Here is a 13651-nt window from a genome sequence, read left to right on the forward strand (position 1 = left end):
TCTGCTCGCGCCCGGTCATGGGTGGGCCGCGGTGCGCCGCGTCCCGGTTCCCGCGCCGGAAAGCGTCACCGTGCCGGGGTTGCCGTGGTGTCGCGGTGCGACGTGCCGCCTGCGTCGAGGAAGTGGCTCAGCGGGAGCGTCGCGGCGCCGACGGTGACGGCGTCGGTGCCGAGTTCGCCCATCTCGATCGCCGCGCGCGCCGCCGGGTAGCGCAGCGCGTACATGGCCGTGGCCCCGCGTACGGCCGGCAGCAGCCGGGGGCCCGCGAGCAGCCCGGCCCAGCCGGACAGCACGATGCGCTCCGGGTTGAAGAGGTTGACGAGGTCCGCGATGCCGGCGCCGAGGTACTCGGCGGTCTCGTCCAGCACGGCGCGGGCCGCGGGGTCGTCGGCGGCGATCAGCTCCGCGAGCGCCGACTCCTCGTCCGTGGCGACCGGTTCGCCGCCCGCCTCCCGCCAGCGCCGCAGCATCCCCTCCGCGCCGACGTACGCCTCCAGGCAGCCGCGGGCGCCGCACCGGCAGCGCCGTCCGCGTATCCGCATCGTGGTGTGCCCCCACTCCCCCGCGCCGCTGGACGAGCCGCCGTAGGCGGTGCCGTCGGTGACGACGCAGGCGCCGACGCCGGAGCCGATGAGCGCGATGACGGCGTTGCGCGCGCCGCGGCCCGCGCCGAACCACATCTCGGCCTGGCCCAGCGTCTTGGCGCCGTTGGCCACGGTGTACGGCACGTCCGCGAGGCCCGGCGCGCCGGTCGCGGCGGTGCGCAGCATGGCCTCCAGGGGTACGCCGTCCCAGCCGATGGTCTGCGCGTGCACCACCGCGCCGCCGCGGGCCGGTTCGCGGTCGACGATGCCGGGGACGCCGAGGCCGACGCCGAGCAGCTCACCGGCGGCGACGCCCGCGTCGGCGAGCACGGCGGCCAGCCCCTCGGCGATGTGCGCGACGACCCGCCCGGCGTCCCGGCCGCCGTCGGCCAGCGGGCGCTCGGCGCGGGCGAGTTCGGTACGGGCGAGGTCGAACAGCTCCACCCGCACCCGGGTCTCGCCGACGTCGACGCCGGCGATGTGCCCGCAGCGCGGCGCCACCCGCAGCAGGGTGCGGGGCCGGCCGCCGTCGGAGTCGACCGCGCCCGCCTCCTCCAGCACCCCCTCCGCGATCAGCTCCGCGGCGACGTTGCTGATCGACCCGGAGCTGAGCCCGGTGACCGGGCCCAACTCCTGGCGGCTCAGCGGCCCTTCGAAGTACAGGTGGCGCAGTACCGCGGAGCGGTTGCTACGGCGCAGGTCGCGCACGGTACGGCCGTTGTTTCTCGCCATGTGGCTCCTTCCCGGAGGAAAGATACGTGCCGGGAAACGCGTGTGAGAAGGGTTGACGAGGACTTCCTTCACCACTTAACTCACGCCCTGAATTAAGCGCGGGCCGCGTTCACAGCCTTAAGCCATGTGCCCGGAGAGGGGCCCCACCCATGCGCAGAATCCGCCTGGCGGCGACCGCCGCACTCGCCACCGCCCTCAGCGTGACCGCCGCCGCCTGCGGCGGCGGCAGCTCGACGGGTTCGGGGGGCAGCAACGACAAGCCCGACGAGCTGACGTACTGGGCGAGCAACCAGGGCACCAGCCTGGAGCACGACAAGAAGGTGCTGACCCCGGAGATCGAGAAGTTCGAGGAGAAGACGGGCATCGACGTCAAGCTCGAAGTCATCCCCTGGGACAGCCTTCTGGACCGGATCCTCGCGGCCACCTCCTCCGGGCAGGGCCCCGACGTGCTCAACATAGGCAACACCTGGTCCGCCTCGCTGCAGGCGAGCGACGGGCTGCTGGCGTGGGACGACAAGACGCTGGACCGGATCGGCGGCAAGGACCGGTTCGTCCCCTCGGCGCTGGCCGCCGCAGGTGCCGAGGGCCAGGACCCCGCGGCGGTGCCGCTGTACTCCCTCTCGTACGCGCTCTACTACAACAAGCAGATGTTCGCCGACGCCGGCATCGAGGAACCCCCGGCCACCTGGGACGACTTCGTCGCCGTCGGCAAGAAGCTGACCAAGGACGGCAAGTACGGCGTCGCCGTCGAGGGCGGCAACCCGGTGGAGAACTCGCACCACGCCTTCGTCTTCGGCAAGCAGCACGGCGCGGACTTCTTCGACGCCGAGGGCAACCCGACGTTCGACACCCCCGAGGCGGTCGCGGCGGTCAAGCAGTACGTCGACTTCCTCGCCAACGACAAGATCGCCGCGGTCGGCAACGCCGAGTACGCGCAGAACCAGTCGATCAAGGACCTCGCCACCGGCAAGGCCGGCATGCTCCTGTGGCAGGCCGCCGGCAGCTCGCTCAAGGCGCACGGCATGAAGCCCGAGGAGTACGGCGTCGCGCCCGTACCGATGCAGAGCGAGAACCCGCCGGAGGGCCAGAACGTCAACTCCATGGTCGCCGGCATCAACATCGCCGTCTTCAAGAACACCGACAACCTCGACGGCGCCCTGGACTTCGTGAAGTTCATGACCTCCACCGAGGAGCAGCAGATCCTCAACGAGACCTACGGCTCCATCCCGCCGGTCAAGGAGGCGCAGGAGGACGAGGCGTTCAGCACCACCGACCTGACCGTGCTGCGCGAGGTGCTGTCCACCAGCTCCGCGCCGCTGCCGCAGGTACCGGACGAGGCGCAGTTCGAGACCCTCGTCGGCGACGCGATGAAGGAGCTGTTCGCGGACGCCGCCGCCGGCGACGAGGTGACCACGGAGTCGGTCCAGAAGCGGCTGACCGAGGCCCAGCAGCAGATGCAGAAGTGAGCGGCGCCGGATGACCGCGACCGCTCTCGACACGCCCCCGGCCGGCCCCGGCGACAAGCCGCCCGCCGGCCGGGGCGCCGCCCGCAAGCGCCGCCGCACCGGCCGCGGCCGCGTGCGGCGCGGCGCCCTGCCGTACCTCCTGCTGCTGCCCGCGCTGCTGCTTGAGCTGCTGATCCACCTGGTGCCGATGGCCGTCGGCGTGGTGATGAGCTTCAAGGAGCTGACCCAGCACTACATCCGCGACTGGGGCGCCGCGCCCTGGACGGGCCTGGACAACTTCCGCATCGCCGTCGACTTCGACGCCCCCGTGGGCGAGGCGCTGCTGCGCTCGTTCTTCATCACCTGCGCGTTCACGGTGCTGGCGGTCGGGCTCTCGTGGCTGCTCGGCGTCACCGCGGCGATCCTGATGCAGGACGCCTTCCGCGGCCGCGGGCTGCTGCGCGCGCTCTTCCTCACCCCGTACGCGCTGCCCGTCTACACCGCCGTCATCACCTGGTCGTTCATGCTCCAGCGGGACAACGGCCTGGTGAACCACGTGCTCCACGACCAGTTGGGGCTGACCGACCAGCCCACGTTCTGGCTGATCGGCGACAACGCGTTCGTCTCGCTGGTCGTCGTCTCGGTCTGGCGCACCTGGCCGTTCGCCTTCCTGGTGCTCACCGCCGCGCTGCAGAACATCCCGCGCGAGGTGTACGAGGCGTCCGCGATCGACGGCGCCGGGATCTGGCAGCAGATCCGCCGGATCACGCTGCCGTCGCTGCGGCCGGTCAACCAGGTGCTGGTCCTGGTGCTGTTCCTGTGGACCTTCAACGACTTCAACGTGCCGTACATCCTCTTCGGCAAGTCGGCGCCGGAGTCGGCGGACATCATCTCCATCCACATCTACCAGTCGTCCTTCGTCACCTGGAACTTCGGCGCCGGCTCGGCCATGTCCGTGCTGTTGCTGCTCTTCCTGCTGGTCGTCACGGCCGGCTATCTGCTGCTCACCTCCCGGGGAAGGAAGGCGGCCCGTGCATAGCTCCCCCACCGCGCCGCCGCGGTCGTTCGTCTGGACCCGGCGGATCGTGCTCACGCTGCTGACGGTCTTCGCGGTCACGCCCGTGTACGTGATGCTCAGCAGCTCGCTGAAGCCGCTGGAAGACGTCACCGGGGCGTTCCGCTGGATCCCCAGCGGGCTGACCATCCGGCCGTACCTCGACATCTGGGACACGGTGCCGCTGGCCCGCTACTTCCTGAACTCGCTGATCGTGGCGGGCGCCGCGACCGGCTGCTCGGTCGTGATCGCGGTCTTCGCCGCGTACGCCGTCAGCCGCTACCGCTTCCGCGGCAAGCGGCTCTTCACGGTCACGGTGCTGTCCACCCAGATGTTCCCCGGCATCCTGTTCCTGCTGCCGCTCTTCCTGATCTTCGTCAACATCGGGAACACCACCGGGATCGCCCTCTACGGCTCCCGCGGCGGCCTGATCCTCACGTACATGACCTTCACCCTGCCCTTCTCGATCTGGATGCTGGTCGGCTATCTCGACTCCATCCCCCGCGACCTGGACGAGGCGGCGCTCGTCGACGGCTGCGGGCCGCTGAAGGCGCTGTTCCGTGTCGTGGTGCCGGCGGCGGTCCCCGGGATCGTCGCCGTCGCCATCTACTCCTTCATGACCGCCTGGGGCGAGGTGCTCTTCGCCTCGGTCATGACCAACGACGTCACCCGGACGCTCTCCGTCGGGCTGCAGGGGTACGCGACCCAGACCGAGGTGTACTGGAACCAGGTCATGGCCGCCTCCCTCGTCGTCAGCCTCCCCGTCGTCGCCGGCTTCCTGCTGCTCCAGCGCTATCTCGTCGCCGGGCTGACCGCCGGAGCCGTCAAGTGACCCCGCCCGAAAGGAACTCCGTGACCGACCTGCACCTCGACCGCCTCCCGTCCGACTTCGTGTGGGGCACGGCCACCGCCGCGTACCAGATCGAGGGCGCCGTACGCGAGGACGGGCGCTCGCCGTCGATCTGGGACACCTTCTCCCACACACCCGGCATGGTCGACGGCGGCGACACCGGCGACACCGCCTGCGACCACTACCACCGCTGGCCCGAGGACATCGCGCTGATGCGCCGGCTGGGCGCCGGGGCGTACCGCTTCTCGATCGCCTGGCCGCGCGTCGTCCCGGGCGGCGACGGGCCCGTCAACGAGCCGGGGCTCGCCTTCTACGACCGGCTCACCGACGCGCTCCTCGAAGCCGGCATCACGCCCTTCCCCACGCTCTACCACTGGGACCTGCCGCAGGCGCTCCAGGACCGCGGCGGCTGGGCGGAGCGCGCCACCGCCGAGGCGTTCGCGGCGTACGCGGACGCGGTGGCCCGCCGGCTCGGCGACCGGATCACCGACTGGGCCACGCTCAACGAGCCGCTCTGCTCGGCCTGGATCGGGCACCTGGAGGGCCGGATGGCCCCGGGGCTCACCGATCTCACGGCGGCGGTACGGGCCTCGTACCACCTGCACCTCGGCCACGGCCTGGCGGTCCAGGCGCTGCGCGCCGCGGTGCCCGGGGCCTGCATCGGGCTGGTCAACAATCTCACGCACTGCGAGCCTGCCTCCGACCGCGACGAGGACATCGCCGCCGCCGCACGCGCCGACGGGCACACCAACCGCTGGTGGATGGACCCGGTCCACGGCCGCGGCTACCCGGAGGACATGCGCCGGCTCTACGGCGTGGACCTGCCCGAGCGCCCCGGGGACCTGGAGACCATCGCCGCGCCGCTGGACTGGCTGGGCCTGAACTACTACTTCCGCCAGGTCGTCGCCGACGACCCGGACGGGCCGCTGCCGTACGCGCGCCAGGTCGACCTGCCCGGCGTGCGGCGCACCGCGATGGGCTGGGAGGTGCACGCCGAGGGGCTGACGAAGACGCTGGAGCGGATGGCCGACGACTACCGCGCCCGCTGCCTGTACGTCACGGAGAACGGCGCCGCCTACCCGGACGCCGTCGGTCCCGACGGCCAGATCGACGACCCGGAGCGCACCCGCTATCTGGAGGAGCACCTCGCCGCCTGCGCGGAGGCGGTGCGCCGCGGCGTGCCGCTGGCGGGGTACTTCGCCTGGTCGCTGCTGGACAACTTCGAGTGGGCGTACGGCTACGACAAGCGCTTCGGGCTCGTCCACGTCGACTACGCCACCCAGCGGCGCACCGTGAAGGGCAGCGGCCGGCGCTACGCCGAGCTGATCCGCGGCCACCGCGCGGCGGCGCGGCGCGCGGCCTAGCGCGTACGGCACACGCTCCGCCCGGGTCCGCCGCCGCGTGCCCCGCACGGCATCCCCCCACCACGACGGCGTGCCCGGGCAGTCACGCGCGGGGTGCTCGCGGACCGACCCCGGACTCCCGGTCCCGCGTCCCGCCCCCGCCACCGGGCGGACGCGAGGCCGGGTCCTGCGCCGGGGCGGTGACCGCCTGCCCCGCCGCACCCGCGCCACCCGCCGCACTCGCCGCACTCGCCGCACCCGCCGCGCGCAGGCCCGGGGCCAGGGCCAGCGTGACGGCGATCGACAGCGCCGCCATCGCGGCCATCGCCGTCGCCGGCGAGGTCAGCTCCGCGATGCCGCCGGCGAGGGCGGCGGCCACGCCCTGCATGGTGAGCATCCCCGAGGTGTGCAACCCGAGGGCCTGGCCGCTGAGTTCGTCCGGCGTCAGCGCCATCAGCCGCTCCTGCTGGACGAGGCTCGCGGCGAACCCGGCCGAGGCGAGGGTGACCGCCACCGCCGCCACCGCCAGCGGCGGGCGCAGCGCGAAGACCAGGTACGGGACGGCCAGCAGCAACAGCAGCGGCACCCCGAGCCGGGGCCGCCACCGGGCGGGCAGCACCCGTCCGGCGAGGACGTCGCCGGTGAGCATGCCCAGCGCGGTGAGGGCCAGCAGGACGCCGGCGCGGTCCGGTTCGTACGGCACGAACTGCGACTCGGCGCCGACGACGAGGCCGTTGGGCAGCCAGAGCGCGAGATACAGGGTGCGGCGGTGCCGCGAGGACCAGAGCAGCGCGTTGACCCGCCAGGTCTCCGCGACCGAGGGCCGCCCCGCCGCGCGCGGCGCCCGGCGGCCGAGCCCGGCGCGGGCGACGGCGGCACCGGTGAGGAACGCCGCGGCGGCGACAAGGAGCGTGCCGCGCGGGGACAGCGCGGTCACGAGCACGCCGCCGACCGCGAAGCCGGTGATCTGCATGGCGCCGGCGGACATGTTGACCACCGACCTGCCGAGCAGGTAGCCGTCGCGCGGCAGGATCTCGTTGAGCAGCCCGTAGCGCGCACGCCGCCGCCCACCGAGGCGAGCAGCCCGAGGCAGACCAGGATCGCGAACGCGCCCCACACCGGCAGCCCCGGTGCGGCCTGCGCGGTGGTGGCGGCGGCGTAGACGAGGGCGAGCGCGGTCATCGCGCCGCGCGGCGGCAGCCGGTCCGCGGCGGACAGCAGCAGGGTCGCGCCCAGCACCTGGGCGAGCGAGGGGCCGAACATCGCGAGGGCCGACAGCAGCGGGGAGCCGGTCTGCTCGTAGATGTGCGTGCCGAGCGCCAGGCCGCTGATCGTCAGCCCGGCGACCTGGAGGGAGGAAGCGGCGAAGAGGGGTGTGAACTCCGGGGCGCGGAACAACTCGCGATAGGTGCGCATGCCGGGCAGCCTCGGGGAGATCGCGGCCCGGGGGTTAGAGTTTCGCCGGGAGGCGAAAGCAATGGGGTGGTGGCAGGTCGACGCGGACACGCTGGCGGGCAGCCGGTTCGTGGTCTCGCCGCTCGCCGAGACCCTCGCGTGCCTGAAGATGCTCGCCCGCGGCACCCCCTCGCACCCCGGGGAGCGCGCCTGGCTCGACGCCCACCTGCCCGCGTACCGCGCGCGGCAGGCCGCGGACCCGGTGGCCGACGAGCTGGTCCGGGCGGGGCTGCTGCGGCCGTGGAATGCGGACTTCCTCACCCCGACGCCCACGGGCGCGGCGGGGGTGTCCTTCGAGGAGGAGCTCGCGGCGGTATGGGCCACGCCCCCGGACGCCGCCCGCGCCGACGTCGCCGTCTCCCTCGACGGCAGGCTGCCGGAGCGGCTGCGCCGCGACGACCTGCCGCGGCGGGCGGCGGAGGTGATGGAGTGGGTCTGGCGGGAGACGGTGCTGCCGGACTGGCCGCGGCGCCGGCGGATCATCGAGGCGGACATCGTCGCGCGCACCGCGCAGGTGGGGCACGGCGGCTGGGCGGCGGCGCTGGACGCGCTGCGGCCGGGCACGCGGTGGCTGGGCGCGAGCCGGCTGCAGATAAACGTGCGCGACTACCCGCCGCGGGACGTCTCCGGAGCGCAACTGCTGTTCGTGCCCGTGGTGCCGCGCACCGGCTGGGTCTGCTGGGAGGCGCCGCACCGCTACGCCCTCGTCTACCCCTGCGCCGGGGCCCTGGCCGACACCGGGGCCGCCGCGCCGGCGGAGTCGCTGGGCCGGCTCCTCGGCCCGGGGCGGGCGACGGTGCTGGCGCTGCTGGACACCCCGAAGAGCACCACGCAGTTGGTGGCGCTCACCGGGCAGGGACTCGGCTCGGTGGGGCGGCACCTGCGGGTGCTGCACGACGCCCGGCTGGTGGGACGGCGGCGCGCGGGGCGGTCGGTGCTGTACTACCGCACGGCGGCCGGCGAGGTGCTGGTCGCGGCGCAGCGGGACGGCTGAGGCCGCGGCGTACGCGCGCGGCTCGACGGCCTACGGGCGCGGCCCGGTGGCGTACGGGCTGCCGCGAGACGGGCGTACGCGGCCGGGGCGGCGGGCCCGCCCGTCCCGGGCCCGCGACGGGGCGGCGGGCCCGCCCGTCCCGGGCCCGCGGCGCGGTCCGGGGAGGGACGGGTGCGTGCGTACCGCCGGGAGTGCTCAGCCGGCCGAACGGTCGCGCTGGTAGCCGCCGTCGATGTCCCAGACGGCGCCCGTGACGTACCCGCTCTCCGCGCTGTCCAGCAGGGTCAGGGCCGGCCGGGCGATCTCCTCCGGGGTGGCCATCCGCTTGACGAGGTTGGTGGCGATCGTGGCCTCCTCCAGCCCCGGAATGGCCTTCGCCGCCTCGTACATCGACGGCGTGTACGTGCCGCCGGGGCAGAGGGCGTTGACCCGGATCCCGCTGGGCGCCAGCTCGATGGCCCAGGTGGACACCAGGTAGTGCAGCGCCGCCTTGGTGGCGCCGTACACGCCGAGGCCCGGGACGGGCAGCCGGCCGGTGGCCGACGACGTGAGGGTCACCGCCGCGCCGGGGCGCTTCGCCAGCTCCGGCGCCGCCGCGCGGACGAAGGTGATGGGGCCGCGCAGGTTGACCGCGAGCATGCGGTCGACGTGGTCGAGCGGCTGTCCTGCGATGTCGCCGGGCAGCAGCGTGCCGGCGTTGAAGTGGAGGAGGTCCAGGCCGCCGTGGGTGTCGACGGCGTGGGCGACCGCGCGGGCGGCGGTCGTCTCGTCGGCGACGTCGCCGGCGATGCCGGAGGCGGCCGGGCCGAGCTTGGCGGTGGCCTCGGCGAGCACGTCCTCGCGCCTGGCCACCAGCACGACGTTGGCGCCGCCGGCCACGAGCCCGGCGGCGACCGCCAAGCCGATGCCCTCGCTGGCGCCGGCGACGACGGCGGTCCTGCCCGCGAACCGCCCGCCGGGGTCCTCCCCGGTCTGCGCGGTCACGCGTCACCCGCCATCAGGTGGGCCAGGAGCGCGGAGTCGTAGTAGTCGCGCCAGGACGTGATCTTGCCGTCGGCGACCTCGAAGGTGCCCATCACGGGCAGCGACTCGACCAGGACGGCGCCGTCCTTGCCGGTCCAGTGCTCGTGGCGCTGGGTGAGCACGGTGCCGCCCCGGCTCGCGATCCGCAGCACCTCTCCCCCCACGCTCTCCAGTCCGGTCTGGTCGACGAGCTGCTGGAGGAAGCCCAGGATCTGCTCCGTGCCGCGGACCTCGGGCAGCCCCTGGTTGTCCCAGACGCAGTCGTCGGCCAGATGGCGGCGGAAGGCGGGCACCATCTCGGCGTAGGTGCTGCCCATGTCGGCGAAGAACTGCACGACGAGGGCTTCTTCTTCGGTGGCGGGTTCGTTCGGGGCTGGCATGCCCCGGAACGCTATTGAGCGCCCGCGCCGCCCGTCAAGGCGAACCCGTACTTCTCGCCATCCCCAATCGCCCCATGGCTCAAGGTCGTTGGCCCATGGTGCGGCGCCCGGTGGCAGCGGCTAGGCTCGTCCCCCACGTCACCAGGCGGGCAGAAAGGGACTGTTGTGCAGGACGAGGGCAAGGGGCGGGCGGCCAAACCGGGCCCCGGCGACATCGACACCACCAAGCCCAGCATCGCCCGGGCCTACGACGTGGTGCTCGGCGGCAAGGACAACTACAAGGTCGACCGCGCCGTCGCCGACCAGTTGCGGCAGACCATGCCGCACATCGACGACCTGGCGTGGCTCAACCGCGAGGCGCTGGGCCGCACGGTGCGCTACCTGACCGCCGAGGCGGGCATCGACCAGCTCATCGACCTCGGCGCCGGACTGCCGACCATGGAGAACACCCACCAGGTCGCCCAGCGCCACCTGCCGGGCGCCCGCGTGGTCTACGTCGACAACGACCCCATCGTCCTCGCCCACGGCCGCGCCCTGCTGCAGGAGAACGACGACACGTTCGTCATCACCGCCGACCTGCGGCGCCCGCAGGAGATCCTGGAGCACCCCGACGTGCGCCGGCTGATCGACTTCTCCCGTCCGGTGGCGATCCTGCTCGTCGGCATCCTCCACCACCTCCACGACGACGAGGACCCGCAGGGCATCGTGGACGCGTACATGGACGCGGTCCCGTCGGGCAGCCACCTGGTGATCACCGCTTTCTGCGACGTCGGCGAGGAGGCCCGGGCGCTGCAGGACACCTTCCTGTCCTTCCTCGGCACCGGCCGCTTCCGCACCGCCGCCGAGATCGAGAGCTACTTCACCGGTCTCGAACTGCTGGAACCGGGCGTGGTCTCGCTGCCGCACTGGCGTCCCGACAAGCCGGTCCGCACGGATCTGAAGCTCTACGAGCGCCTGATGGCCGGAGGCGTCGGCCGCAAGCCGTGACGCGGCGGACCCGCCGAAGCGCCGCCGGAGCGCCCGCGGCTCAGGCTCCGCCGGTCCCGCGGGCGGCGAAGCGGTAGCGGGTCTGGCCGAACGGCTCGCCCTTGGCGAAGGCGAAGGCGACCCGCGGGACCACCTCGAAGACCAGCGGGCCCTCGCCGCTGCGCACGGCCTCGGGGAGCCCGTGGAAGGTGCCCGCGGGCGAGGTGACGGTACGGCCGTACTTCTCGATGTACGCGTCCGCGACCCGGCCGAGCAGGGCGCGGTCGCGGACCTGTGCGGCGTCGCCCTCGACGACCACGTCGAGCCCTTCGTCCAGGGCGTTGGCGCCGGTGACGACGGTGCAGTGCGGGTTGGCGACGAGGTTGCGGGCCTTGCGCTCCCCGGCGCCGGTGCAGAAGTACACGGCGCCGTCCAGCCAGACGCCGATCAGCGGGGTGACGTGGGGGCGGCCCTCGGGGCGTACGGAGGTCAGCCAGAAGACCCCGGCGGTCTCCAGTTCGCGGCGGGCGTCCGGCCAGGGGGTGGCGGTGGCGTCGGGGCCGCTGTAGTCGGGGTGGAGCGCCGGCTCGGGCTCGCGGGGTGTCTTTTCGGCCATGCGGACTCCTCGTGGTGCGCGTTCTTTTGCGGTCTTTTGTGTGCCGTGTTTCCTCGGAGGTGTCGACCAGCCTGGCGGCCGGAACTCATCGCGCGCGGCTGCGCGGGGGCGTGTCGGCGTTGTTGACGGTGCGGGAACGCGATGGGAGGCTCTGTTGCCGAGTTCGTGAAATCGATTTCTCGGGACCTTCGGGAGGGCCCATGGGCAGTCATCGCGAAGTCGGAGCCGGCCGCGGCACACCCATGAGCAGGGCGCGGTTCCTGAGAACGGCGGCCGGCGCCGCCGTCGGCGGCGGGGTGCTGCTGGGGACCGGGAAGGCGGCGGCGGAGGCGGGTACCGGGCGCGGGGCCGCCCCGGATGCAGGGCGCCGCGCGGCGGCCCTGGAGGTGACCAAGATCCGGGACCTCACCGGGCCCGGGATCACCACCGCGTACCGGATGGAGGCCACCGACCTGGGCATCCCCGTCCGTACGCCGGACGGCAGGATGCTCTTCGTCTTCGGCGACACCTTCGAGGAGGCGCGCGTCGGCGGCGGCTGGTGGCGCTCGCCCGTCGCGCTGTACTCGCGGACGACGGACCTCGACGCCGGCGTCACCTGGTCCGGCGCGGTGGGCGGTGCGGCGGCGCAGCAACTGTGGGTGTACGAGCACGACAACCCCGTCTTCTCCACCGTCCTGCCGTCCGACGTCATCACCATCGGCTCGACGATGTATCTGCACGCCATGGTCAACAAGGGCCTCGGCAACGTCGTCTGGACGGAGATCTGGCGCTCCGACGACAACGGCGCCACCTGGGTGCACACCGGCGCGAAGTTCGCCCCCGACCTGCACGGCGGGCTCTTCCAGTTGCTGACCTGGGCGGAGGGCAACGACGGCTTCGTGTACGTGTTCTCCACGGAGTTCACCCGCAGCAAGCCGATGATCCTCCAGCGGGTGCCGGCGGCAAGGATCACCGACCCCGGCGCGTACGAGCCGTGGGGCTACCGCAACGGCGCCTGGGCGTGGGGCAATCCGCCGACGCCGGTGCTGGAGGGGCGCTTCGGCGAGATGTGCCTGCGGCCGATGGCGGGCAAGTGGATCCTCACGTGGTTCAACGAGGCCGACTACCGCATCGACGGCATCCTCATGGACACACCCACGTCCAACCTGTACGAGGCGCACCGGCGGACGCTGGTGTGGGGCGGGCAGTGGGGCAACGAGGACGACTCACACGTGGCGCAGTTGTACGGCGGCTACGTGATCCCCGGGTCGACGCCGGACAACCTGCATCTGGCGGTGAGCCAGTGGAACACCGCCGAGGGCTGGCCGTACCGGGTCATGCAGCACCGGGTGCGCGGGTTCGTGTAGGCGGCCCCGCGCCGGGCCGCGCATCGCCCGTCCGCGGCGCGCGGCCGGTGACGACCGTCGCCGCCAGGTCCGCGCACACCGCCGTATGCGCCGTCAGCCCGGCGGCGGCGACGGCCGCGCGGGTACGGGGCTCCTGCCGCTCGCTCGTCTCCACGAGCAGCAGCCCCCCGGGCGCCAGCCACTCCGGGGCCGCCGCGATCACGCGGCGCTGCACGTCGAGCCCGTCGGCGCCGCCGTCCAGCGCGGTCAGCGGCTCGTGGTCGCGGGCCTCGGGCGGCAGGAACGGGACCTCGGCGGTGGGCACGTACGGGGCGTTGACGACGAGCACGTCGACGCGGCCGCGGAGGCGTCCGGGCAGCGGCGCGTACAGGTCGCCCTCGTAGACGGTGCCGCCGGGCCCGACGTTGCGCCGGGCGCAGCGGACCGCGGCGGGGTCGACGTCGGCGGCGTGCACCTCGGCGCCGGGCACGGCGGCGGCGACGGCGGCGCCGATGGCGCCGGAGCCGCAGCACAGGTCGAGCACGACGGGGCGGGGGGCGGCCGCCGCCGCTTCTGCGGCGTGGCGGACCAGGAACTCGCTGCGCCTGCGGGGTACGAACACGCCGGGCTCGACGGCGATGTGCAGCCCGCAGAACTCGGCCCGGCCCAGCACCTGTTCCAGCGGCCACCCGGCGACGCGGCGGGCGACGAGGGCGTCCAGCTCGACGGGGGTGCGGGCGGCGTCCTGGAGGAGGCGGGCCTCGTCCTCGGCGAAGACGCAGCCGGCGGCGCGGAGGCGGGCCACCAGGGGGGCCTGGGGGTCGGGCTGGTGGGGCGGGGGTCGGGGTGGTGCGGGGTCTTGTGGTTGTCGTTCGTGCCGTGTG

General features: G+C 73.6%; 12 protein-coding genes and 1 pseudogene. 7 read left to right on the plus strand and 6 right to left on the minus strand.

What is annotated here, in order from left to right:
- Positions 1-65 precede the first annotated feature (65 nt).
- On the minus strand, positions 66-1316 hold the full coding sequence (locus tag OG946_RS03920; RefSeq protein ID WP_326794767.1) for an ROK family protein: 1251 nt from the start codon (positions 1314-1316) through the stop codon (positions 66-68).
- A 149-nt stretch (positions 1317-1465) separates the two neighbouring features.
- Here OG946_RS03920 and OG946_RS03925 point away from each other — a divergent pair, with 149 nt between their 5' ends.
- The 4 genes from OG946_RS03925 to OG946_RS03940 are packed head-to-tail and all read left to right on the plus strand — an operon-like array spanning position 1466 to position 6029.
- Positions 1466-2782: an ABC transporter substrate-binding protein gene (locus tag OG946_RS03925; RefSeq protein ID WP_326794768.1), complete on the plus strand. Its 1317-nt coding sequence runs from the start codon at positions 1466-1468 to the stop codon at positions 2780-2782.
- A 10-nt stretch (positions 2783-2792) separates the two neighbouring features.
- Positions 2793-3800: a carbohydrate ABC transporter permease gene (locus OG946_RS03930; RefSeq protein ID WP_326794769.1), complete on the plus strand. Its 1008-nt coding sequence runs from the start codon at positions 2793-2795 to the stop codon at positions 3798-3800.
- On the plus strand, positions 3793-4647 hold the full coding sequence (locus OG946_RS03935; protein WP_125933807.1) for a carbohydrate ABC transporter permease: 855 nt from the start codon (positions 3793-3795) through the stop codon (positions 4645-4647). Before OG946_RS03930 ends, OG946_RS03935 begins: the two co-directional genes overlap by 8 nt.
- A 20-nt stretch (positions 4648-4667) precedes the next feature.
- Positions 4668-6029, plus strand: a complete 1362-nt coding sequence (locus tag OG946_RS03940) for a GH1 family beta-glucosidase (RefSeq protein ID WP_326794770.1) — start codon at positions 4668-4670, stop codon at positions 6027-6029.
- A gap of 82 nt (positions 6030-6111) precedes the next feature.
- Here the strand turns inward: OG946_RS03940 and OG946_RS03945 are convergent.
- Positions 6112-7424 (minus strand): annotated as a pseudogene (locus tag OG946_RS03945) (MFS transporter).
- A gap of 61 nt (positions 7425-7485) precedes the next feature.
- Here OG946_RS03945 and OG946_RS03950 point away from each other — a divergent pair.
- Positions 7486-8457, plus strand: coding sequence for an ArsR/SmtB family transcription factor (locus tag OG946_RS03950; protein WP_326794771.1), 972 nt, complete (start codon positions 7486-7488; stop codon positions 8455-8457).
- A 195-nt stretch (positions 8458-8652) separates the two neighbouring features.
- On the opposite strand, the gene OG946_RS03955 is transcribed toward OG946_RS03950, so the two are convergent.
- Positions 8653-9441, minus strand: a complete 789-nt coding sequence (locus OG946_RS03955) for an SDR family NAD(P)-dependent oxidoreductase (RefSeq protein WP_125933810.1) — start codon at positions 9439-9441, stop codon at positions 8653-8655.
- Positions 9438-9860 (minus strand): limonene-1,2-epoxide hydrolase family protein, encoded by a 423-nt coding sequence (locus OG946_RS03960; protein ID WP_326794772.1) that lies wholly within the window; start codon positions 9858-9860, stop codon positions 9438-9440. The genes OG946_RS03955 and OG946_RS03960 overlap by 4 nt, the downstream gene beginning before the upstream one ends.
- A 165-nt stretch (positions 9861-10025) precedes the next feature.
- Between OG946_RS03960 and OG946_RS03965 the strand changes: the two genes are divergently transcribed.
- Entirely contained in the window at positions 10026-10847 is an 822-nt protein-coding gene (locus OG946_RS03965; RefSeq protein ID WP_326794773.1) for an SAM-dependent methyltransferase, read from the plus strand.
- A 40-nt stretch (positions 10848-10887) separates the two neighbouring features.
- On the opposite strand, the gene OG946_RS03970 is transcribed toward OG946_RS03965, so the two are convergent.
- Positions 10888-11442 carry a pyridoxamine 5'-phosphate oxidase family protein gene (locus OG946_RS03970; protein ID WP_326794774.1) on the minus strand — a complete coding sequence of 185 codons (555 nt, stop codon included), beginning with the start codon at positions 11440-11442 and terminating at the stop codon, positions 10888-10890.
- Between the two features lie 200 nt (positions 11443-11642).
- Between OG946_RS03970 and OG946_RS03975 the strand changes: the two genes are divergently transcribed.
- On the plus strand, positions 11643-12788 hold the full coding sequence (locus tag OG946_RS03975) for a DUF4185 domain-containing protein (RefSeq protein WP_326794775.1): 1146 nt from the start codon (positions 11643-11645) through the stop codon (positions 12786-12788).
- On the opposite strand, the gene OG946_RS03980 is transcribed toward OG946_RS03975, so the two are convergent.
- Positions 12757-13575, minus strand: coding sequence for a putative protein N(5)-glutamine methyltransferase (locus OG946_RS03980; protein ID WP_326800138.1), 819 nt, complete (start codon positions 13573-13575; stop codon positions 12757-12759). The two genes, OG946_RS03975 and OG946_RS03980, sit on opposite strands and share 32 nt — an antisense overlap.
- Between the last annotated feature and the right edge of the window lie 76 nt (positions 13576-13651).

The sequence above is a fragment of the Streptomyces sp. NBC_01808 genome (assembly GCF_035917395.1).
Lineage (GTDB): Bacteria > Actinomycetota > Actinomycetes > Streptomycetales > Streptomycetaceae > Streptomyces.

Excerpts from the sequence above, each read along its gene's own strand:
- OG946_RS03930 (WP_326794769.1), top strand. The coding sequence starts at position 2,793 with ATGACCGCGACCGCTCTCGACACGCCCCCGGCCGGCCCCGGCGACAAG.
- OG946_RS03970 (WP_326794774.1), bottom strand. The coding sequence starts at position 11,442 with ATGGCCGAAAAGACACCCCGCGAGCCCGAGCCGGCGCTCCACCCCGAC.
- OG946_RS03925 (WP_326794768.1), top strand. The coding sequence starts at position 1,466 with ATGCGCAGAATCCGCCTGGCGGCGACCGCCGCACTCGCCACCGCCCTC.
- OG946_RS03975 (WP_326794775.1), top strand. The coding sequence starts at position 11,643 with ATGGGCAGTCATCGCGAAGTCGGAGCCGGCCGCGGCACACCCATGAGC.
- OG946_RS03950 (WP_326794771.1), top strand. The coding sequence starts at position 7,486 with ATGGGGTGGTGGCAGGTCGACGCGGACACGCTGGCGGGCAGCCGGTTC.
- OG946_RS03960 (WP_326794772.1), bottom strand. The coding sequence starts at position 9,860 with ATGCCAGCCCCGAACGAACCCGCCACCGAAGAAGAAGCCCTCGTCGTG.
- OG946_RS03920 (WP_326794767.1), bottom strand. The coding sequence starts at position 1,316 with ATGGCGAGAAACAACGGCCGTACCGTGCGCGACCTGCGCCGTAGCAAC.